We start from the raw sequence: 20,746 nt of genomic DNA, 5'->3' as shown, positions 1-20,746 counted from the left end.
CAGCCGGCCCCAAAAGGGCCGGTTGTTTATTATTCAAGGGAGACAAGCTCATGCAAATCAATAACAAGACTTTTATTGTCACGGGCGGCGCATCGGGTCTGGGCGCAGGCACCGTACGTATGCTGGTTGAAAATGGCGCCCGCGTGGTGATCGCCGATATTCAGGACGAGGCCGGCGAGGCTCTGGCCAAGGAGCTGGGCCAACACTATCAGCGCTGTGATGTTACTTCCGAGCAAGATGCCCAGGCCATCGTGGATCTGGCTTGCCAGGACAGCGCCCGCCCCCTGTTCGGACTGATCAACTGTGCCGGCGTGGCTCCTGCCTCGCGCACGGTAGGACGCAATGGCCCGCACACGCTGGACCTGTTCCAGAAAACCGTCATGATCAACCTGGTCGGCACCTTCAACATGTGTCGTCTGGCCGCCGCTGCCATGAGCAGCAATACCCCCGAAGCTTCGGGCGAGCGTGGCGTGCTGATCAATACGGCTTCGGTCGCTGCCTACGACGGTCAGATTGGCCAAGCGGCATACGGTGCGTCCAAAGCCGGTGTGGTGGGTTTGACCCTGCCTCTGGCCCGCGATCTGGCGCAGACCGGCATCCGTGTCATGACGATTGCCCCCGGCATCTTCGGCACCCCCATGATGTTTGCCATGCCTCAGGAAGTGCAGGACTCCCTGGCGGCCAGCATCCCTTTCCCATCGCGCCTGGGTCGCCCTGAAGATTTCTCCCAACTGGTGCAGAGCATCATCAATAATGAAATGCTCAATGGCGAAACCATCCGTCTGGATGGCGCTATCCGTATGGCACCAAAATAACTTTCTGTATCGGCTCCAATGGGTTTGTTTCGCTCGGCGGCCACGATTAGTGGCCTGACGCTGCTGTCTCGTATCACCGGACTGGCACGCGATATTCTGATTGCCCGCGCCTTTGGGGCGGGCCCGCTCACCGACGCTTTCTGGGTGGCCTTTCGCATTCCCAACCTGCTGCGACGGCTGTTTGCAGAAGGAGCGTTTTCGCAAGCATTTGTGCCCATCCTGGGGCAGGTGCGCAAGGAACACGAGCAGGACAAGGTTCAGCAATTGCTGGACCGCGTCGCCCTGCTGCTGACCTTTGCTGTCATGCTGGTCACTGCCATTGGCATTGTTGCGGCCCCCTGGGTCGTCAGTGCCATGGCCAGCGGCCTGACTGCACCGGAGCGACAAACCGAATTTGGTGCCGCCATCACCATGACGCGCATGATGTTCCCCTACATCATCTGCATGTCGCTGGTGGCTTTTGCCTCTGCGGTACTCAACACCTGGAGCCGCTTTGCGGTTCCGGCCTTCACGCCCATCCTGCTGAATCTGTCCATGATCGGCGCCAGCCTGTTCCTGGCCCAGCACATGGAAACCCCCATTTACGCCCTGGCTGTTGGGGTGATGGTCGGTGGTCTTGCCCAATTGCTGGTGCAATGGGGCGCATTGGCCCGTTTGGGCCTATTGCCACGATTCTCGCTACGACTGGGGGAAGCGCGCCGCGACCCCATCGTGCAACGCATTCTCAAACAGATGCTGCCCGCCATTCTGGGCGTTTCTGTTGCGCAGATTTCCCTGCTGATCAATACCAATATCGCCACCTGGCTGCAGTCCGGCAGCGTGACCTGGCTGTCCTTTGCCGACCGTCTGATGGAATTTCCCACTGCCCTGCTGGGTGTGGCACTGGGCACGGTCTTGCTGCCCAAGCTGTCGGCTGCCCATGCAGGCAAGGACGACAAGAACTACAGCGGCTTGCTGGACTGGGGCCTGCGCCTGGTCCTGCTGCTGGGCCTGCCTGCTGCCCTGGGCATGGCCTTGCTGTCCGACGGCCTGGTCGCCACCCTGTTTCACTACGGTGCGTTTGCAGCCGCTGATGTTGCCCAGACCAAATTGGCAGTCGGTGCCTATTCGGTTGGCCTGGTGGGCCTGCTGGCCATCAAGATTCTGGCCCCCGGCTTTTACGCCCGCCAGGATATCCGCACCCCCGTACGCATCGCCATTGCCGTCCTGATCATTACCCAGCTCTTTAACCTGGTACTGGTGCCGACCTTTGCCCATGCCGGGCTGGCCTTGTCGATTGGCCTGGGTGCCACCGTCAATGCGCTGACCTTGCTGGTCATGCTGCGAAAGCGCGGGATTTACCAGCCTAATCATGACTGGTTACGTTTTTTCCTGAAGATTATTCCCGCCCTGGCTGCTCTGGCCGCCGTCCTCTTGCTCGCTGACCGTTATATCGACTGGATCAGCCTGGGAGCCACGCCCCTGCTGCGTGTGCTGTATCTGGGCGGCGTGTTGCTTGCCAGCGGCATTTCCTATTTCGGCATGTTGTTTATCGTAGGCATTCGCCCCTCTTACTTTACAAAGCGGGCTTAGTATCCTAGAATAATTGTCTTTGCCGATTAAACTTTAAAACTTAGGCTTTATTAAAAATGGCTAATTCCGCACAAGCACGCAAGCGCGCCCGCCAAGCAGTGGCTCGCAACAAACACAACGCCAGCATCCGTTCCATGCTGCGTACCGCTATCAAGCGCGTTCGCCAGGCTATCGAAGCCGGTGACAAAACCGCTGCTAACGAAGTATTCCGCAAAGCGACCAGCATCATTGATCGCGTTGCCGACAAGAACATCATTCACAAGAACAAGGCTGCCCGCCACAAGAGCCGCCTGTCTGCTGCTATCAAGGCCCTGGCCTGATTGCTGAAGATTTTTAATGGTTTAATCGGCTCTGGCCTAAAAACCAGTTAGAAAGGGGGTGCTTAGCACCCCTTTTTTATTAGCCACAAAACCATTGCCTGAACATGCAGGCCAATCATGCTAAGTTATGGATTTGCTTTTTCATTAGCGAGTCCCCATGACACGTCCCATCGTGCTGCAACTGGCATCTTTGGCCCAGCACCCTTCTTTTGACGAAATCGACCGTCATTTCGAGCGCATTGTCCTCCAGGACCTGAACCAGCTCTCTGCCCAGCAGATCGAACGCGTACAGGTACTCCTGACCAGCGCTGTCACTGCTACCCCCGCATCCTTGATGGACCGCCTGCCCGCTTTGAAAGCGATTTGCAGCGTAGGGGTAGGCTACGACTCCATCGACGTACAGGCCGCCAAACAGCGCGGCATACAGGTCAGCACCACTCCGGATGTTCTGAACGATTGCGTGGCTGATATGGCCTGGGCCTTGATGCTGGATGCGGCTCGCCGTGTGACGGAATCGGATCGCTACGTGCGTGCAGGCCTGTGGGACAGACCCAATGGTTTCGGGCTGGGGGCACGGGTCAGCGGCAAGAAGCTGGGCATTGTGGGCCTGGGACGCATTGGCCAGACCATTGCCCGCCGCGCCAGTGGCTTTGATATGGAACTGCGCTATCACAACCGCCGTCCACGTCACGATGTGCCCTGGCACTACGAGCCTTCCCTGATCGAACTGGCCCATTGGGCAGACATCATGGTAATCGCGGCCGTCGGTGGCGACGAAACACGAGGGCTGATCAATATAGACGTGCTGAACGCCTTGGGTCCCAAAGGGATTCTGGTCAATATCGCCCGTGGCAGCGTAGTGGATGAAAGCGCACTGATTGCCGCTCTGCAGGAAGGACGGCTGGGCTCTGCCGGGCTGGATGTATTCGAAAATGAACCCCAGGTGCCCCAGGCCTTGCGCGATCTGAATCAGGTCGTTCTGGCACCGCACACGGCCAGTGCCACGCACGAGACACGCGAAGCCATGCTCTCGCTGACGCTGGAAAATGTATTGCAGTATCACAAGACCGGCAAAGTGCTCACGCCGCTTACCGTATAAAAAACAAGTCGCCTACCGTTTTAGCGGTGGCGACTTATTGAATGCGCTGTCTGAATCAGGAATCGACAGGGTCCATATTGTCGGGATCAATGCCGCTGGTTTTTAAATTATTATCATCGGCAAAGCCACAGACGAATTTCCAGGCCAAAGGTTCAAGCTCTCGCAGGCGCGCATCCACCACCACACATCGCACGCCGTCAATCAATCGCGGCACCACATAGGGCGAATAAGTCAGATGACCACCCATCGCCCCAGCGGGACGAAACTGGGACATTACACCGGCCAAGCGTTCTGCCCAATCACTGGGACGAAAGCGCTGATCCTGCCGGGTCACACCATGGATTACAAGTTGCTTCACTGGCTCTGTCATAACAATTAATCGCTAATCGTGCAGTTCAGGTATGCTGCACCTTTTCCTTTCTCGCCACGCATTGTATCCGATCGCGGCCACGCAAAGCCCGGGATTCAATAAATTAGCCGCTTGACAATTTATTGCTAATCATTACTTTGCCCTCTCGCTTTATTCCAAAACCAAACGGTTTCCCCTTCCCCGCCACAGGCCGGCTTTGCTCTTAATAGCCGGACAGGTTAAGATGGCTTTCTTTATCCGCAGGATTTTTTTATGGATGCCATCGTGCAAGCAGGACCGCTTCGGCACTTTCTGCAATTTCGCGACTTTTCTCACGACGAAATTTTATATGTGCTGGAACGCGCACGCCTGATCAAAGACAAGTTCAAACGCTATCAGCCGCACCACACATTGCACGACCGCACCCTGGCGATGGTTTTTGAAAAAGCCAGCACCCGTACCCGTGTTTCGTTTGAAGCCGGTATGTATCAGCTGGGCGGCTCGGTCATTCACCTGACCACCACCGACTCGCAGCTGGGCCGCTCCGAACCTATCGAAGATACCGCCCGCGTGGTTTCGCGCATGGTCGATATCGTCATGATTCGTACCTTCGAGCAAACCCGTCTGGAGCGCTTTGCCTCCCACTCGCGGGTGCCGGTCATCAATGGCCTGACCAACGAATTCCACCCTTGCCAGATTCTGGCCGACATCTTCACCTTTATCGAACACCGTGGCGATATCAAGGGCAAGACCGTGGCCTGGATTGGTGACGCCAACAATATGGCCTACACCTGGCTGCAAGCGGCGGAAATCCTGGGCTTCACCCTGCATGTGTCGGCCCCTAACGGCTACCACCTGGAGTCGGATCGCACCGGCAACCCGGATTCCAGCATTCTGCGCGAATTCGACGACCCACTGGAAGCCTGCAAGGGCGCGCACCTGGTCACCACCGACGTGTGGACCAGCATGGGTTACGAAGACGAAAACGAAGAGCGTCGCAAAGCCTTTGCTGACTGGTGTGTGGATCAGGAAATGATGGATGTGGCCGACCCAGAAGCCATCTTCATGCACTGCCTGCCCGCTCACCGTGGCGAGGAAGTAACCGGCGAAGTCATTGACGGCCCACAAAGCGTGGTCTGGGACGAAGCCGAGAACCGCTTGCACGTACAGAAAGCATTGATGGAGTTCCTGATTCTGGGGCGTCTGGAAGCCTGAGTGCTTCTACCCGGAGCAGATTTTGCTCAATGACATAAAAAGGGGATACGTCGTATCCCCTTTTTAATACCGGATCGCTTCACATGCCTATCCAAATGTGATTCACATAATCCCTTTGAATATACGTTCCAAACTGGCGTACTGCTGATCCTTTAACCGCCAAACTCAAGTCCTCAAAGCGTCAGGCAATGCGATAAGCAATCTCAAGCAACACCGCCCACATCAACACCAGATTCGCTTTACTCCTGGATTTCCAAACCCGCCAAACGATAGCCAACCTGCAACTCAGTCAGCAGATACTTGGGTTGTGCCGCATCCTCTTCCAGCTTTTGGCGCAGCTGCATCATGTACACCCGCAGATAATGAGGCCGATCGGAATACGCCGCTCCCCAGGTTTCATGCAGCAAATGTTGGTGCGTCAGCACCTTGCCATGCCCCCGAATCAAGGCCGTCAGCAAACGAAACTCGATCGGTGTCAAATGCACCGCCTCCCCGTCCCGCGTGACCTCATGGGAGGCCAGATCCACCTGCACGTTCCCGAAGCGAACCCGCGAAGAAGCCGCCTGAACATTCGGAACCAGCTGAGAGCGCCGTAACAAGGCCCGGATCCGGGCCAGCAGCTCCGGTACGCCAAAGGGCTTGACCAGATAATCGTCCGCCCCGGCATTCAAGGCTGCTACTTTTTCTTCCTCTCGCTCACGCGCCGACAGCACCAGAATGGGCGAATACACCCAGCTGCGCAGATCACGAATCAAGTCCTTGCCATCCCCGTCGGGCAGGCCCAAATCCACAATCATCAAATCAGGGCGACGGGTTGCCGCATCCATGCGCGCCTGCGCCAGCGTGCTGGCCTCGATCACGGACATGCCTTCCTGCTCCAAGGCAATTCGCACAAAACGACGAATATTGGATTCGTCCTCCACGATCAGTATCTGGGCTTTGTTCATGTCAGTAGCTCGTCACCATCCATACGGGGAGCCGCTTTCCAGGGCAGGCGAATCTCGAAGATCACGCCATGGGGCATACGCGGCTTGGCGCTGATCGTACCACCATGTGCGGCAATAATCGTGCGGCACAGGCCCAGCCCCAAGCCCACACCTGCCACAGAGGACTCTTTCTGCCCCCGGGTAAACGTATCGAACAAGCGCTCGGGATCACCGGGCGGCAAGCCTGGCCCGTCATCGCTGATCATTAAATACATGGACTGACCAGAACACAGGCCGCGCAGGGAAATCGTACTGGTGACGGGCGTATATTTGGCGGCGTTATCCAGCAGATTCGTCACCACTCGCTCCAGCAAGACACCATCCACCTCGACCAAAGGCAGGTCGGCCGCAAACTCGGTCACGACCTTGCGAGGCTGCAAAGCCGCTGAGCAACGGGCAACGGCAATCCCCACAATCTCGCCCAGGGCATGCCATTCCTTATGCAACTTCACCCCTTCGCTTTGCATACGCGCCAGATCCAGCAGGTTGGATACCTGGCGCCGTAATTCGTCCGATTCAATACGGATCGATCGGGCAATATCCGTGCGCTCGGTTTCGCTCAAGCCTTTGGGCTGCTCCAGCGTTTCTGCCAGGCCTCGAATCACGGTCAAGGGAGTGCGTAAATCGTGCGAGACAGCGGACAACAAGGTATTGCGCATTTTCTCCCCCTCCATGCGCAACACCGTATCCTGGGCGATTTCCACATAATGAATCCGCTCCAGAGCTTGGGCCAAGATAAAGCAACAAGCATCCAGCAAGCGCCGTCCATCCGGTGTCCTCAAGGAAGCGGCTCCGCCGGACTGCACCACCAAGACCCCACGCGGGGCCATGGGGCCTTTCAAGGGCAGATACAGGGCACTGGCACCGCTCAGGGTTTCAGTGCCATTACCGGCGGCTTCCATATGGTCAAACACCCACTGCGCCACCGATAGCTCCACAAAGCCTGTATGACGAGTCGTCACCAACTGGTTTTGCTGATCCGGCACCACCAGCACCACCTGCATCTCGAACAAAGGTTCCAGCGTATCGCGGCAGACCGCCAGGACTTGTTCCAGGGCCAAGGCTCCGGCCAAGTCCCGGCTGACACGAGTCAATGCCGCAGCACGGCGTTCACCATCACGGGCAGCCCTGGCTTCGGCCTGCAGCTTGGCAGCCAGTTGGCCAATAATCAGCGCCACTCCCAGCATGACGCCGAAGGTAAAGACATATTGGGTATCCGTTACCGAGAAGGAATAGCGCGGCTCGACAAAAAAGAAGTCGAAAAACGCCACTGATAGCAAAGAAGCCCATACCCCCGCCAGTCGTCCCAAACGCAGGGCAATAAAGACCACAGTGATCAGGAACAGCATGATCACGTTGGAGAGCTCGAAAAAGGGCAAGAGCTTCTCGGCCAGCAAGGTGGTCACAACACAAATAATGGACGCAAGCGACAAGGCCTTGCCCTGCGCCATGGGCTGTTCCAGTTCCAACGGTCGTATAGGCCGCTGTACCGTATCCATACGCAGCAGCAACAAACCGATTTCGGGATTGCTGCGTGCCAGGCGCTCGGACAGGCTGCTGCGCCAGGGCCCGATAGACCGCGCTGAGGAGTTTCCTAAAATCAGCTTGGTCGCATTGCGCTGACGGGCATAAGCCAGAATCGTATGCGCCACATCCTGCCCGGCAATATTGGCAAACTCGGCTCCGGCATGCTGAGCACTGGCCGCCAAGCGCACCAGTGCTTCCTGCGCCTTGATCTGCCCGCTTTCCTGCGGCGTATCCACATGCAGCACAATCCAGGGCGTCTGCAATTGCTGGGCCAAACGCGCCCCCTCCCGAATCAGAGCTTCCTGGGCGCTATCGGCACTGACGCATACCATCAGTAACTCACGTGTCGGCCAAACTGTCCGTATCGCATGGGAGATCCGATACACATGCACGTCCGCATTGACCCGATCCGCCACCCGGCGCAAAGCCAACTCACGCAGAGCAATCAGATTGCCGCGACGAAAGAAGTTCTGACGCGCATGGGCCACCGAGTCGGCCAGATACACCTTGCCCGCACTCAGACGAGACAAGAGATCATCCGGCGGCAGATCCACCAGCAAGACATCGGCCGCCCGATCAAAAATCCGGTCTGGCACCGTCTCCCGGACCCGTACCCCAATAATGCCGCCCACCACCTCATTCAGGCTGTCCAGATGCTGCACATTGAGCGCGGTATACACGTCAATGCCCGCATCCAGCAATTCCTCCACATCCTGCCAGCGCTTGGCGTGTCGACTGCCTTCAATATTGGAGTGCGCCAGCTCGTCCACCAGCAGCAGCTGATAACCCGAGGCCAAGGCGGCATCCAGATCAAACTCCGTCACCACCCGCCCCTGACGTTGATACTCCTTGCGGGGCAGCACGGGCAAACCGTCAATCAGAGCCTGGGTTTCCTGGCGACCATGGGTTTCCACAATCCCGATAGCCACGGACACGCCCTCGGACTGGCGTTGATGCGCCTCCTTGAGCATGGCGTAGGTTTTCCCTACGCCCGCACAAGCGCCGAAGAAAATCTTGAGCTGCCCGCGACGAGGCTGGTGCGGATCCTCGCCAATCACCTGCAGCAGCTCATCCGGGTCCGGCCTATCCTCAAGTGACATGAATCTGCGCACTCCATCCAGAAAATTGCTATTGATCTTACGCTCTTATCCAAAAAACGGCGTCAGCAGCAGATCAATCAGCTTGATGCCTATGAAAGGTGCGATCACCCCCCCCAAGCCGTAAATCAGCAAGTTGCGTTTCAGCAAACGGCTGGCCGGTTCGGCCCGATACTTCACGCCCCGCAAGGCCAAGGGAATCAGGGCAATGATGATCAAGGCATTGAAAATGACTGCCGACAGGATGGCGCTAGCCGGACTATGCAGCTGCATCACATTCAAGGCACCCAAAGCAGGATACGTGACCACAAAAGCCGCAGGAATAATCGCAAAGTACTTGGCCAGATCATTGGCGATACTGAAGGTGGTCAGGGCACCGCGTGTCATGATCATCTGCTTGCCCACTTCCACCACACGCAGGAGCTTGGTGGGGTTACTGTCCAGATCCACCATATTGCCGGCTTCTTTGGCCGCCTGGGTGCCGCTGTTCATGGCCACGGCCACATCGGCCTGCGCCAGAGCAGGCGCATCATTCGTGCCGTCGCCAGTCATGGCAACCAGGCGTCCTTCATCCTGATAGCGCCGAATCAATTGCAGCTTGTCCTCGGGCGTGGCTTCGGCCAGATAATCATCCACCCCGGCTTCGGCCGCAATGGCAGCGGCGGTCAGCTTGTTGTCCCCGGTAATCATGACAGTCTTGATGCCCATGGCGCGCAACTCGGCAAAGCGCTCCTTGATACCGCCTTTGACGATATCCTTGAGCTCCACCACGCCCAGCACCTTATTACCTTCAGTGACGACCAGCGGTGTGCTGCCCCGGCGGGCGACCTCATTGACCAAGGTGTCCAGTTCGCGAGGAAATACGCCACCCAGGGACTCGATATGGGAGCGCATGGTATTTGCCGCCCCTTTTCGAATCTGACGACCATCGATATCAATGCCGCTCATGCGTGTATGGGCGCTAAAGGCAATGGTCTGCGCACCTTGCAATTCACGACCACGCAAATTGAAAAGCTGCTTGGCCAGCACCACAATGGAGCGTCCTTCGGGGGTCTCGTCCGCCAACGATGCCAATTGGGCCGCGTCTGCCAAGGCTTGCTCCGATACCTGCGGCGCGGGCAAAAAGGCCGAGGCCTCCCGATTACCCAGCGTAATGGTGCCTGTCTTGTCCAGCAGCAGAACATCCACGTCTCCCGCCGCCTCGATAGCGCGGCCCGAGCTGGCCAGCACATTGGCTTTCATCATGCGGCTCATCCCGGCGACACCTACCGCCGACAGCAAGGCACCGATGGTAGTCGGAATCAGACACACCAACAGAGCAATCAAGGCGGTAATCGTAACGGGCGAACCTTGGCCGGTCAGCACCGTCGCAAAGCTGGAGAAAGGCAGCAAGGTCACGCACACCAGCAGAAAGATCAGCGTCAGGGCAACCAGCAAGATATTCAAGGCAATCTCGTTTGGCGTCTTGCCACGCTTGGCGCCCTCCACCATCGCAATCATGCGATCCAGAAAAGCCTCACCCGGTTTGGCGGTGACCCGCATCACGATCCAGTCGGACAGAACACGGGTTCCCCCCGTAACGGAACAAAAGTCGCCCCCCGATTCCCGGATAACCGGCGCCGATTCACCCGTAATGGCGGACTCGTCTACCGACGCTGCCCCCTGCAGAACTTCGCCATCAGCCGGAATAATCTGGCCCGCCTCAACCAGCACATAGGCACCGGGCAGCAGTTCGTCGCTGGGGACAGGCCAGGCGCGGCTATCACGGGCGGGGTCTTTCAGAACCTTGGCCATGACCCGCTTGCGCGTAGAACGCAGCGCATCAGCCTGAGCTTTACCACGGCCTTCTGCCACGGCTTCGGCCGCATTGGCAAACAGGACTGTAAACCACAACCAGGCTGCAATAGACCAGATAAATCCAGCGGGGGCCTCACCCTGCCCCATCAAGGCCTGAACGCCCAGCAAGCTGGTGACGATACTGCCCAGATACACCACACACATCACCGGGTTCTTGAACTGCACCCGAGGCGACAATTTCTTGAAGGCTTCCTTGCACACCGTGCCCCAGGGTACGGCCTGAAATGCCGTCGAACGCTCGGCCTCTTGCGGGGCTTTCAGATCAGTAATAGACATAATGACACCTGCTCCTAACGCACTGCGGGCTGGGCACGCTTGGCCATGTCCAGCGCCAGATTAAGCTCCAAGACCTGCACGCGTGGCTCGCCCAGCACACCTAATTGACGAGCACTGGTATAGCGATCAATCAGGGCCTGGACCTGAGCCAGCGGCATACCGCGCACTTTGGCGATACGGGCGGCCTGCAAACGGGCGTTGGCCACCGAAATATGCGGGTCCAAACCCGATGCCGACGCTGTGACAGCATCTACAGGCACAGGAGCATCCTCTGCCAAACCGTTCATCAGGCGATATGCCTTGCTGCGTTCTGCCACAGCCTCCAGCAAACTTTTGCTTAGTACCCCCTGATTGCTGGCCCCACTGGCCGCCGCGTTATAGGGCTGCGCAATGCTCTTGGAAGGGTCAGCCGGATCGGCTCCCAACGTCGCGCTGGGACGCCCATGGAAATACTCGGGCTGACTGAAGTACTGACCAATCTGGCGCGAACCCACGAGTTGCCCGTCCCGCTGAATCAGGCTGCCCTTTGCCTGCTGCGGGAACAAGGCGGTGCCAATAAAGGTCGTGGCCAACGGGTAGGCAATGCCCGTCAACAGCATAAAAAACACGGCAGACAGCAGCACGGGACGCAACAAGCTTTTCATCGTCGGTGCCGCCGGTGTCGAAACTATAAATTGATGGGTAGACATGACAGTCAATCCTCAAAAAGTAATGCCATCGAGCATCAACAGGTGCTCCACAATCGGGCCCAGCGCCAGTGCAGGCAGGAAAGTCAGCCCGCCCACCACCAGGACCACGAAAATCAACAGGCCGGTGAACAAGGGGGTGGCCGTCGACAAGGTGCCTGGACCCGCAGGAACTGCTTTCTTGGCAGCCAGCGCACCGGCCAAAGCCAGCAAGGGCAACAAGGTCAGATAACGCCCAACCAGCATCGCCAGCCCTATCGTTATATTGAAGAAAGGTGTGTTCGCGTTGAAACCTGCAAAGGCGGAGCCGTTATTGGCCGTACCCGAGGTATAGGCGTACAGCACTTCGCTGAAACCATGCGGCCCCATATTGGACAGACTGTCCATGGTGGATGGCAGCACGCTGGCCAAGGCCGTAAAGCCCAGAATGCTGAAAGCATGCGCCAGCATGGCCAGCATCACGTACTTCATCTCCCGCGCCTCGATCTTCTTGCCCAGAAACTCCGGGCTGCGCCCTATCATCATGCCCACCAGAAACACCGTCAGAATGGCGTAGCTGACCAGGCTGATAAAGCCCACGCCTATCCCGCCAAACACGTTGTTCAGCATCATTTGGGCAATCGGCACCAGGCCACCCAAAGGCGTCAGCGAGGAGTGCATGGCATCGACCGAGCCGGTAGTCGCAGCCGTAGTCACGGTGGCAAACAAGCTGCTTTGCGCCACACCGAAGCGCAGTTCCTTGCCTTCCAGATTGCCACCGCCCATCGTGCTGCTTTGGGTCTGGTCCACACCCAGGGAAGTCAGCAAAGGATTGCCTGCCTGTTCAGCGCTATAAATCAGGGACAGAAAACCGATGAACATCACCAGGAAGGCCGCAAAGAAAGCCCAACCCTGGCGACGACGAGCCAGCATGGAGCCAAAGGCGTAAGTCAGGGCCGAGGGCACCAGCAACATGCTGAGCATATGCACGGTATTAGTCAGCGGCGTAGGGTTTTCAAATGGATGAGCCGCGTTCATACCAAAGAAGCCGCCCCCATTAGTCCCCACATGCTTGATGCTTTCAAGGCTGGCTACTGGCCCCAGAATTATCTGCTGCTTGAGCCCTTCCAGCGTATTGACCACGACATCCGAGCTCAGTGTCTGTGGCATACCCTGCCAGATATACAGCAAGGCCAGCAGGAAGCTGCACGGCAAGAGCAAGCGATACAAGGAGCGGGTGAAATCCACCCAGTAGTTGCCAATATCCGCCGAGCTTTTACGGCTTAAGCCACGGATGAAACCTCCTGCCGCTGCCAGACCCGTTGTGGCACTGATCATCATCAGAAAGGTGATGGCCGCCATTTGGGAAAAATTGGACAGACTGGATTCACCCGAGTACGCCTGCCAATTGGTATTGGTCGTAAAAGACACAGCGGTATTGAAGGCCAGGTCAGGCGTTTGCGCGGCGCGCTGCAGGCTGTCGCCGGGAATCCAGCCCTGCACCCGCAAAAGAATATATCCCAGAAGCAACATGGCGGCATTGCTCAACAAGAGCGCCAGACCATATCGCTTCCAGGACATTTTCTCTTCAGGATTCACGCCCAGCAGCCGATACGTGCCACGTTCGATCAGGCTGTGATTGGGGCTACTGAAAAAATGGGCAATCCATTTACCCACCACCACTAACAAGACCGTAGAGACGGCCAGAATAACTAGAAACTGCATCAGATCGTCCAGCATGACAGCTCCTCTTACAGCTTCTCAAGACCAAGAACCAATCCGGTCGCCATCGCAAAGAACGCGAACAGCACCGCTAAAAATAGAAAATCACTCATATGCACACCTGTTCCCACAATGAACACTTGCTGGCCTGAACTTAGAATTTTTCGGCCTTGAGCAAGGCATAGAACAAATAGATAAACAGCCCCAGAGAAATCCCTCCTGCCAGAACCGTAAAAAAGGACGCACTCATCCCGAACTCCTGATCAATGCTGACTTGCAGCAGACAGAGAAAGTCTAGGAGTGGCGGCATAAATTCAGAACAGTGTTTACTGGCCCGCGTATAAAGACGGCATATGGATTTGGGCCAGGGCGACACCGGCACGCTCCAGCAACTGATCTGTCCAGCGTTGATAAGTCTGTCTGGCAATAAGGTGCAAAGTGCTCAGGTGCTGATCCAGGCCCAACAAGATATGTTCTGCATCCTGGGCTGCCGGACCGTATACCTGCTCCAACTCGCAGCGGCCGTAATCACACCACTGACGGATGCTGTCGGCAGTCACTTCCAGGTGGCCTTGAAAGGCCCAATGCGGGCCCAGGCAGAAACCTTTATTCAGACAATGAGGGCCGTATAAAGTCCGGCTTGCCCCCGAGGGAATCTGGAAGGTGTCGTAATGCCAGTTGAACAGCATGGCACGCCTGGGCAGGCCCATGACACGCCGGGCGTAGGGACTGCTCCAGACCTGGCCCCAGCCTATGTTCGGATACGGATTGCGCTGCACGCGGGCTCCCAGGGAGCGCGCCAGCAGTTGCGCCCCGAAACAATGGCCCAGAACCGGGACATGACGCTGAACCGCATCCTGCAACAATGCATGCTCCTGCTCTATCCAGGGCAAAAGATCATTGACACTGCGATCACTGCCCAGCACCACCACCCCGCTGTAATCACGAGCCGACACGGGCGCCCGGCCATCCAGCGGCGACATGCACAAGTGATAGGGCAGACCGTGGCTCTCCAGATGATCCAGCAGCACCCCCGGCCCTTGCGTGACCTCGTGCTGCAAAACAAGAATGGGTTTCATGAGATGAAAGCCTGACCGCGCAGGCCTGTTGTTCAGGAGAACTCACTGTAGAACTGGTCGTATCAAGACCAGGATCTGTTTGCGATCAGGCTCGTATAAGTGGCATCAAGGTGGTTCCTGCAGCACACAAAAAAACCAAGACCGTCATTTGCCTGACATATGCCTTTGCTCAAATGTAATCGTTTTCATTTTGACGGCTGGGTATCATGGCCAACGTAGGAATACTGGATGTCGCCAGAGCAGCACAGGTGTCGGTTGCGACGGTATCGCGCGTGCTCAATGAGCCGGAAAAGGTGGGTGAAAAAACCCGCCTGCGCGTGCAAGCCGCGATCGACGCACTGGCCTATGAGCCCAATGCCTCGGCACGCAGTCTGCGCAGCCAGCGCAGCCGAGTCATCGGCGTGGTCTTGCCGACCTTGCTCAACCCCGTCTTTGCCGAGTGCCTGAAGGGCATCGCCGATACCGCAGCCCGCGGCGGCTATGCCATCCTGCCCTTCTTTACCGACTACCACCTGGAACGTGAATCCCAGGCAGTGGCCTTGCTCCTGGCCAGCAATGTGGAAGGCATTGTGCTGGTGGTCTCCAACCCGGCTCACTCTCCTGCTTTAGTTCGGCTGAGCAAGACACGCTGTCCCTACGTACTGGCGTACAACCTGCATCCCGAGCATCCTTGCGTCACCGTCAACGGCGAGCAGGCCATGATTGAATTGATCGGCCACTTGGCAAGGCAAGGCCATCGCCGCATTGCCATGGTAAGCGGTCATCTGCACGTTTCTGATCGCGCCCAGCAACGCAGCCGTGGCTATCTGAAAGGAATGGACAAGGCTGGCCTGGTGCCCATGCCACTGCTGGAAGTGCCTTTCATGGATCAAGGAGAGCAAGGGCAAGCACCGTCTTCTGAAGACGTGCATCTTGCCAGCGTCGCCCGACTCTTGCGCCAACCAGAACGCCCCACAGCCATGATTGGTTCCAACGATCTGATTGCCATTCGCTGTCTGCGCACGGCGCAGCAGATTGGCCTGCAGGTTCCCAACGATATAAGCGTGATCGGCTTTGACGGCATCGCCCTGGGCGCTGAACTGTTTCCACGCCCGGCCACCATCGCACAGCCCAATGAAGAAATTGGTCGCCAGTGCATCAACCTGCTGCTGGAGGCGGTAGCCCAGCAGAAAACAGTTCCCGCGCAGGCCTCGGTTCTGCTGCCCTACACCTTCAACCCGGGCGAGTCCTGCGCCCCTGCCCCTTGTTCACCACGGGCGCATCCAGGATGAAGCCCCTTTCCTCTGCGGGACCCGCTCCCGCCCCCCTGCGTTCAAGCCAATCCCGGCTTTTGCCTGACACCACTTATTGACTGGAGTGATCGACCATGAAACATATGCTGAGCACATTGGCTTGCCGCCTGGCACTGCCCCTGGCCCTGATGACAGTGGGAAGCGCGGCTGCCGCGCAAACCGCCATTTGCTACAACTGTCCACCTGAATGGGCCGACTGGGCGAGCCAGATCGAGGCCATCAAGGCGCACACCGGCATTACCGTCCCACCCGATAACAAGAACTCCGGCCAGTCCCTGGCCCAGCTGGTTGCCGAGTCCGCCAATCCGGTCGCCGATGTGACCTATCTGGGCATCACCTTTGCCATTCAGGCCCAGAAAGAAGGCGTGACCCAGGCCTACAAACCCCAGGGCTGGGAGCAGATTCCCGAAGGCTTGAAAGACCCGCAAGGCCATTGGTTTGCAATCCACTCCGGCACCATGGGCATCATGGTAAACAAGTCGGCCCTGGGCAATGTGCCTGTGCCTGCCTCCTGGAACGACCTGCTCAAGCCCGAATACAAAGGCCTGGTCGGGTATCTGGACCCCTCTTCCGCCTTTGTGGGTTATGTGGGTGCCGTTGCCATCAACGAAGCCCTGGGCGGCAATATGGACAACTTTGATCCCGCCATCAACTGGTTCAAGGCCCTGCAAAAGAACAATCCCATCGTTCCCAAGCAAACCGCCTACGCCCGCCTGATTTCCGGCGAAATTCCTATCTTGCTGGACTATGACTTCAGCGCCTACCGCGCTCAGTACAAGGATGGCGAGGACGTCGCTTTCGTGATCCCCCAGGAAGGCACGATTGTGGTGCCGTATGTGATGTCCCTGGTCAACAAGGCTCCACACACCGAACAGGGACGCAAGGTGCTGGATTTTGTGCTGTCCGAGCAAGGGCAGTCCATCTGGGCCAATGCTTTCCTGCGCCCGGTTCGCAGCAGCGCCGTCAGCAAGGAAGCCCAGTCGCGCTTCCTGCCGGACAGCGAATACGCGCGTGCCAAGGCCATTGACTATGACCGCATGGCACAGGGTCAGAAACCCTTTGCCGAGCGTTATCTGGCAGAGGTCCGCTAAGCGGTCCATGTGGAGTTAGCCTATGCAACGTAAATACCTGCTGCCCTTGTGCTCGGCCCCTGCCGTCGCTTTCTTTGCCGCATTCTGGCTCTTGCCCGCGGTACAGCTTCTGGCCCTGCCCGCACAAGAAGGCATGCACACCTACTGGGTCGTGCTGACATCAGGGCGGTACTTGCAGGCCTTGCTGCAAACGCTGCTCCTGTCCGCCATCGTGACCTTGGCCACCTTGGTGCTGGGTGCCATGGTCGGCATCGTGATGGCTCGCTATCGCGTGCCGGCCAAGCGCCTGCTGCTCTCCCTGATGACGCTGCCCCTGTCCTTTCCTGGCGTCATCGTGGGCTTTTTCATTATCTTGCTGGGCGGTCGGCAAGGGCTGCTGGCCCAGATCGGCCAGGATCTGGGACTGGGGCGAGTGACCTTTGCCTACGGCCTGCTGGGTTTGTTTCTGGCCTATCTGTACTTTTCCCTGCCCCGCGCCATTGCTACTTACACCGCAGCCGCCGAATCCATAGACCGCAATCTGGAGGAAGCCGCGCGCTCCTGTGGAGCCACACGCTGGGACATTGCCAGAGATGTCTGGATACCGGAACTGGCCCCCACGTCCCTGTCTTGTGGTGCCATTGTTTTTGCCACCTCCATGGGCGCTTTCGGTACGGCGTTCACCCTGTCCAGCCGCTACGAAGTGCTGCCTATCACGATTTATAACGAATTTACCAACTATGCGAATTTCACCCTGGCGGCCAGCTTGTCCATTTCCCTGGGGCTGCTGACATGGTTTACCTTGTGGCTGGCCCGGCGTCTGGTCCGCGATCCCTCGGTCGTTATTTGAGGGCACCATGAAACTGAAAACGGCTTCAAATCCCCATCGCCCTGCCCCCTTGCTTCTGGCTGTCACCGGACTGACCGTCCTATTCCTGCTCGGCCCCATTCTGGTTTCCGTGCTGGCCGGGCTGGTCAACAATTATCGTATCGGACTGAAAAGTGGTCTGACCCTGAAATGGGTGGAGCAAGTCTGGGCCAACTATGGCGGCACAGTCTGGCTATCCCTGCAGCTGGCGCTGCTTTGTGTTCTGGCTGTCATTGTGCTGGGCGTCCCCTGTGCCTATGCCCTGGCACGCAGCCGCTCCCGTCTGGCGCGCAGCTTTGAAGAACTGTTGACCTTGCCAGTGGCGGTACCCGGCATGGCCTCGGCCCTGGCCCTGCTGCTGGCCTATGGCTCCTTGCAAGGCTTTCGTCAAAGCTTCTGGTTCATTCTGGTGGGCCACATTGTGTTCACCCTGCCCTTTATGGTGCGTACGACCACAGCAGCTCTGCAAAAACGCAGCCTGATCGACCTTGAAGAAGCGGCCCGCTCGCTGGGAGCCAGCTTTACGCAAATCTTTTTCGGCATCCTGCTGCCGGCCATCCTGCCTGCGATTGTGGCTGGCAGCCTGATGGTCTTCACCTTGTCGCTGGGCGAGTTCAACCTGACCTGGATGCTGCATACGCCACTGACCCGCACCTTGCCCGTGGGGCTGGCCGATAGCTATGCGTCCATGCGTATCGAGGTGGGCTCGGCCTATACGCTGATTTTCATGCTCGTCATCTTGCCCGTGCTGTGGGGGCTGCAGACCTTGGCGCGCTTGCTGGAGAAACACTATGGAAAATAAACACGTACCGGTGCGTATCGAACACTGCGCCAAAACCTATGCCGATGGCACACGGGGTTTACATCCCAGCACCCTGGACATCGCCCCCGGTGAAGTCATGGCTTTGCTGGGGCCCTCGGGCTGCGGCAAGACCACCTTGCTGCGACTGATCGCCGGCCTGGAAATGCCCGATGCCGGCAGCCGCATTCTGTTCGACGGCCAGGACGTCACTCATCTGCCGATTGAAAAGCGTGAGGTCGGCATGGTGTTTCAACATTACGCCCTGTTCCCGAACATGACAGTGGAAGCCAATATCGGCTATGGCCCGAAGATCAAGGGAATGGATCTGGCCGCACGCCAAAAACTGGTGGGTGAGCTGGTCGATCTGATGCGCTTGAATGGTCTGGAAAAACGCCAGCCCTCCGCCTTGTCGGGTGGGCAACGACAACGAGTTGCCATCGCACGTGCCATTGCCAATCAACCCCGCGTTCTGCTGCTGGACGAGCCGCTGGCCGCCCTGGATGCCAAGCTGAAAGTCTCCTTGCGCGACGAGCTGGCCGAGCTACTGCGACGCCTGCGTATCACGGCCATTCATGTGACCCACGATCAGCAGGAAGCGTTTGCCATTGCCGACCGTCTGGCCGTCATGCACGAAGGCCGCATCATTCAGATTGGCGATGGCGAAAGCCTGTACCGCCATCCGGCCCACCCTTTTGTCGCTACCTTCCTCGGGCGGGTCAACGTCCTGCAACGCAGCGAACAAAGCCTGCTCAATAACGAAATCCGTCTGGCAGACCTGAGCCTGACTTGCCCCGAGACCTTGCGCGGGGCGCAGGAGTTGCTGGTTCGCCCGGAAGACATCAGCGTTTGCATGGATACACCCAGCGGCTGGGCACGTGCCAAAGTGCGACAACGCAGTTTTATGGGAGGACGAGTGCAACTGACCCTGGACGTGGACGGACAAGCCCCTCTGACTGCCGAGGTAGACCGTGATCACGGAGCCGTCCTTGGCAGTACAGTGGGAATTCACATCAACCCCGGCAAGCTGATGCCCGGTACCGTGCCACTCTCTTAACGCAAGCGTATAACGATGCTGAAAACATTACTGATTCAAATGACGGACCCGCATATTCGGGAAGAAGGTCGGCTGGCTTATGGCCGTCTGAATACCGCACCCTATCTGCAGGACGCCATCGACCACGCTCTAGCCCTGCCACAGAAACCGGATGCCCTGGTGTTGACGGGCGATCTGACCGACTTTGGTCGACCACAGGAATATGCGCACTTGCGCCGCTTGCTGGCACCGCTGGGCCCCATCCCGGTGTATTTGTTGCCGGGCAACCATGATGACCGCCAGCAACTGCGCGAGAGCTTTCCCGAACATACCTATCTGGGTAAGGCCGGGCCCGTTTGCTACAGCGTGGATATTGGAGAGCTAAGACTGCTGGCCCTGGACAGTGCGGTATCGGGAGCCAGCGCGGGCAGTCTGGATCAGGAGCAGTTGGACTGGTTAAGTACCGAGTTGGCCCAACAGCCTGAGCGCCCCACCGTCATTGCCCTGCACCACCCTCCTTTCAACACCTTGATCGGTCACATGGACAAGATAGGCCTGCTGCAAGGAGCGGAACAACTGGAAGCGATTGTGCGCCGGCACAGCAATATCGAACGTGTGATCAGCGGGCATTTGCATCGCAATATCCAGATCCGTTTTGGCGGCACCATTGCCAGCACCGCCCCATCGGTGGCGCATCAAGTCTGTCTGGATCTGGCTGAAAATGCGGCATCGGCCTGGACACTGGAACCACCCGGCTATGCCGTTCATGCGCTGGACGGCCTTGGCCAGATCGTGACCCATACTGCCACCGTCGGCCAATTTGACGGCCCCTTCGCCTTCCATGAGCCAAGCGGGAAACTGATCGACTGATTGGATGCACGGCGTACACCAACTGCTGCTTGGCCTTGATGGTCTCGTCAAGCCAAGTTGCCAACAGGTTCCTCGTTGCTAGCTCAGGGCAGTAGCAAACACTGACAGCATTAAGCAAAGCCGTTCAAGAACGCTAGGCCCACCCAAAAAAACACCCCGATATCGGATTCAACCGATATCGGGGTGTTTTGATGCTGCTGCTTCAGATCAAGAGGGCTGCCCAGAGCCACCC

19 protein-coding genes are annotated in these 20,746 nt (G+C 57.9%); 11 read left to right on the top strand and 8 right to left on the bottom strand.

Annotated features, from left to right (window positions below; translation table 11 throughout):
* Positions 1–50 precede the first annotated feature (50 nt).
* The 4 genes from U2949_RS12990 to U2949_RS12975 all read left to right on the top strand — a co-directional run bounded on the left by U2949_RS12990 (position 51) and on the right by U2949_RS12975 (position 3,806).
* The gene (locus tag U2949_RS12990) at positions 51–815 is read left to right on the top strand and encodes a 3-hydroxyacyl-CoA dehydrogenase (protein WP_321288164.1); all 765 of its coding nucleotides are present in this window, start codon (positions 51–53) and stop codon (positions 813–815) included.
* A gap of 18 nt (positions 816–833) precedes the next feature.
* Positions 834–2,387 (top strand): murein biosynthesis integral membrane protein MurJ, encoded by a 1,554-nt coding sequence (murJ, locus tag U2949_RS12985; protein ID WP_060186009.1) that lies wholly within the window; start codon positions 834–836, stop codon positions 2,385–2,387.
* 56 nt (positions 2,388–2,443) lie between these two features.
* Positions 2,444–2,707, top strand: a complete 264-nt coding sequence (rpsT, locus tag U2949_RS12980; RefSeq protein WP_009455654.1) for a 30S ribosomal protein S20 — start codon at positions 2,444–2,446, stop codon at positions 2,705–2,707.
* 157 nt (positions 2,708–2,864) lie between these two features.
* Positions 2,865–3,806 carry a 2-hydroxyacid dehydrogenase gene (locus tag U2949_RS12975; RefSeq protein WP_321288162.1) on the top strand — a complete coding sequence of 314 codons (942 nt, stop codon included), beginning with the start codon at positions 2,865–2,867 and terminating at the stop codon, positions 3,804–3,806.
* Positions 3,807–3,861: 55 nt separating this feature from the next.
* Here the strand turns inward: U2949_RS12975 and U2949_RS12970 are convergent, their stop codons facing one another.
* On the bottom strand, positions 3,862–4,176 hold the full coding sequence (locus U2949_RS12970; RefSeq protein WP_009455652.1) for a DUF3579 domain-containing protein: 315 nt from the start codon (positions 4,174–4,176) through the stop codon (positions 3,862–3,864).
* A 252-nt stretch (positions 4,177–4,428) separates the two neighbouring features.
* On the opposite strand from U2949_RS12970, the gene argF reads away from it, so the two are divergent.
* Positions 4,429–5,370, top strand: coding sequence for an ornithine carbamoyltransferase (argF, locus tag U2949_RS12965; protein ID WP_021446751.1), 942 nt, complete (start codon positions 4,429–4,431; stop codon positions 5,368–5,370).
* A gap of 239 nt (positions 5,371–5,609) precedes the next feature.
* On the opposite strand, the gene U2949_RS12960 is transcribed toward argF, so the two are convergent.
* The 7 genes from U2949_RS12960 to U2949_RS12930 form a co-directional block, all read right to left on the bottom strand.
* Positions 5,610–6,317, bottom strand: a complete 708-nt coding sequence (locus U2949_RS12960; protein WP_026482909.1) for a response regulator — start codon at positions 6,315–6,317, stop codon at positions 5,610–5,612.
* Positions 6,314–8,983: a sensor histidine kinase gene (locus U2949_RS12955; protein ID WP_026482910.1), complete on the bottom strand. Its 2,670-nt coding sequence runs from the start codon at positions 8,981–8,983 to the stop codon at positions 6,314–6,316. The genes U2949_RS12960 and U2949_RS12955 overlap by 4 nt, the downstream gene beginning before the upstream one ends.
* Before the next feature lie 45 nt (positions 8,984–9,028).
* On the bottom strand, positions 9,029–11,113 hold the full coding sequence (kdpB, locus tag U2949_RS12950; protein ID WP_026482911.1) for a potassium-transporting ATPase subunit KdpB: 2,085 nt from the start codon (positions 11,111–11,113) through the stop codon (positions 9,029–9,031).
* Positions 11,114–11,127: 14 nt separating this feature from the next.
* The gene (gene kdpC / locus U2949_RS12945; RefSeq protein ID WP_321288157.1) at positions 11,128–11,802 is read right to left on the bottom strand and encodes a potassium-transporting ATPase subunit KdpC; all 675 of its coding nucleotides are present in this window, start codon (positions 11,800–11,802) and stop codon (positions 11,128–11,130) included.
* Between the two features lie 12 nt (positions 11,803–11,814).
* Positions 11,815–13,518, bottom strand: a complete 1,704-nt coding sequence (gene kdpA / locus U2949_RS12940) for a potassium-transporting ATPase subunit KdpA (protein ID WP_321288155.1) — start codon at positions 13,516–13,518, stop codon at positions 11,815–11,817.
* A 136-nt stretch (positions 13,519–13,654) separates the two neighbouring features.
* Entirely contained in the window at positions 13,655–13,750 is a 96-nt protein-coding gene (gene kdpF / locus U2949_RS12935; protein WP_022983188.1) for a K(+)-transporting ATPase subunit F, read from the bottom strand.
* Positions 13,751–13,826: 76 nt separating this feature from the next.
* Positions 13,827–14,579 carry a type 1 glutamine amidotransferase gene (locus U2949_RS12930; RefSeq protein WP_321288153.1) on the bottom strand — a complete coding sequence of 251 codons (753 nt, stop codon included), beginning with the start codon at positions 14,577–14,579 and terminating at the stop codon, positions 13,827–13,829.
* A gap of 206 nt (positions 14,580–14,785) precedes the next feature.
* Between U2949_RS12930 and U2949_RS12925 the strand changes: the two genes are divergently transcribed.
* The 6 genes from U2949_RS12925 (at position 14,786) to U2949_RS12900 (ending at position 20,514) form a co-directional block, all read left to right on the top strand.
* Positions 14,786–15,850 (top strand): LacI family DNA-binding transcriptional regulator, encoded by a 1,065-nt coding sequence (locus tag U2949_RS12925; RefSeq protein ID WP_257723186.1) that lies wholly within the window; start codon positions 14,786–14,788, stop codon positions 15,848–15,850.
* Positions 15,851–15,954: 104 nt separating this feature from the next.
* Positions 15,955–16,962 carry an ABC transporter substrate-binding protein gene (locus U2949_RS12920; RefSeq protein ID WP_407654190.1) on the top strand — a complete coding sequence of 336 codons (1,008 nt, stop codon included), beginning with the start codon at positions 15,955–15,957 and terminating at the stop codon, positions 16,960–16,962.
* A 22-nt stretch (positions 16,963–16,984) separates the two neighbouring features.
* Complete coding sequence (locus tag U2949_RS12915; protein WP_026482917.1) at positions 16,985–17,791, top strand: ABC transporter permease; 807 nt, start codon at positions 16,985–16,987, stop codon at positions 17,789–17,791.
* A 7-nt stretch (positions 17,792–17,798) separates the two neighbouring features.
* On the top strand, positions 17,799–18,611 hold the full coding sequence (locus tag U2949_RS12910) for an ABC transporter permease (RefSeq protein WP_316990710.1): 813 nt from the start codon (positions 17,799–17,801) through the stop codon (positions 18,609–18,611).
* The gene (locus U2949_RS12905; protein ID WP_115635076.1) at positions 18,601–19,665 is read left to right on the top strand and encodes an ABC transporter ATP-binding protein; all 1,065 of its coding nucleotides are present in this window, start codon (positions 18,601–18,603) and stop codon (positions 19,663–19,665) included. The genes U2949_RS12910 and U2949_RS12905 overlap by 11 nt, the downstream gene beginning before the upstream one ends.
* A 15-nt stretch (positions 19,666–19,680) precedes the next feature.
* Entirely contained in the window at positions 19,681–20,514 is an 834-nt protein-coding gene (locus U2949_RS12900) for a phosphodiesterase (protein ID WP_257723190.1), read from the top strand.
* Positions 20,515–20,746: the final 232 nt, after the last annotated feature.

The sequence above is a fragment of the Alcaligenes phenolicus genome (assembly GCF_032063905.1).
In the GTDB taxonomy this organism is placed as follows: Bacteria; Pseudomonadota; Gammaproteobacteria; order Burkholderiales; family Burkholderiaceae_B; genus Alcaligenes; species Alcaligenes phenolicus.
This window is presented reverse-complemented; position numbering and strand designations above follow the sequence as displayed.

What these genes read in the sequence shown, in the direction of transcription:
- U2949_RS12960 (WP_026482909.1), bottom strand. Translation starts at nt 6,317, where the DNA reads ATGAACAAAGCCCAGATACTGATCGTGGAGGACGAATCCAATATTCGT.
- U2949_RS12955 (WP_026482910.1), bottom strand. Translation starts at nt 8,983, where the DNA reads ATGTCACTTGAGGATAGGCCGGACCCGGATGAGCTGCTGCAGGTGATT.
- U2949_RS12925 (WP_257723186.1), top strand. Translation starts at nt 14,786, where the DNA reads ATGGCCAACGTAGGAATACTGGATGTCGCCAGAGCAGCACAGGTGTCG.
- U2949_RS12920 (WP_407654190.1), top strand. Translation starts at nt 15,955, where the DNA reads ATGCTGAGCACATTGGCTTGCCGCCTGGCACTGCCCCTGGCCCTGATG.
- U2949_RS12990 (WP_321288164.1), top strand. Translation starts at nt 51, where the DNA reads ATGCAAATCAATAACAAGACTTTTATTGTCACGGGCGGCGCATCGGGT.
- kdpB (WP_026482911.1), bottom strand. Translation starts at nt 11,113, where the DNA reads ATGTCTATTACTGATCTGAAAGCCCCGCAAGAGGCCGAGCGTTCGACG.
- U2949_RS12930 (WP_321288153.1), bottom strand. Translation starts at nt 14,579, where the DNA reads ATGAAACCCATTCTTGTTTTGCAGCACGAGGTCACGCAAGGGCCGGGG.
- U2949_RS12975 (WP_321288162.1), top strand. Translation starts at nt 2,865, where the DNA reads ATGACACGTCCCATCGTGCTGCAACTGGCATCTTTGGCCCAGCACCCT.
- U2949_RS12915 (WP_026482917.1), top strand. Translation starts at nt 16,985, where the DNA reads ATGCAACGTAAATACCTGCTGCCCTTGTGCTCGGCCCCTGCCGTCGCT.
- kdpF (WP_022983188.1), bottom strand. Translation starts at nt 13,750, where the DNA reads ATGAGTGCGTCCTTTTTTACGGTTCTGGCAGGAGGGATTTCTCTGGGG.
- U2949_RS12910 (WP_316990710.1), top strand. Translation starts at nt 17,799, where the DNA reads ATGAAACTGAAAACGGCTTCAAATCCCCATCGCCCTGCCCCCTTGCTT.
- U2949_RS12900 (WP_257723190.1), top strand. Translation starts at nt 19,681, where the DNA reads ATGCTGAAAACATTACTGATTCAAATGACGGACCCGCATATTCGGGAA.
- rpsT (WP_009455654.1), top strand. Translation starts at nt 2,444, where the DNA reads ATGGCTAATTCCGCACAAGCACGCAAGCGCGCCCGCCAAGCAGTGGCT.
- murJ (WP_060186009.1), top strand. Translation starts at nt 834, where the DNA reads ATGGGTTTGTTTCGCTCGGCGGCCACGATTAGTGGCCTGACGCTGCTG.
- U2949_RS12905 (WP_115635076.1), top strand. Translation starts at nt 18,601, where the DNA reads ATGGAAAATAAACACGTACCGGTGCGTATCGAACACTGCGCCAAAACC.
- kdpC (WP_321288157.1), bottom strand. Translation starts at nt 11,802, where the DNA reads ATGTCTACCCATCAATTTATAGTTTCGACACCGGCGGCACCGACGATG.
- argF (WP_021446751.1), top strand. Translation starts at nt 4,429, where the DNA reads ATGGATGCCATCGTGCAAGCAGGACCGCTTCGGCACTTTCTGCAATTT.
- kdpA (WP_321288155.1), bottom strand. Translation starts at nt 13,518, where the DNA reads ATGCTGGACGATCTGATGCAGTTTCTAGTTATTCTGGCCGTCTCTACG.
- U2949_RS12970 (WP_009455652.1), bottom strand. Translation starts at nt 4,176, where the DNA reads ATGACAGAGCCAGTGAAGCAACTTGTAATCCATGGTGTGACCCGGCAG.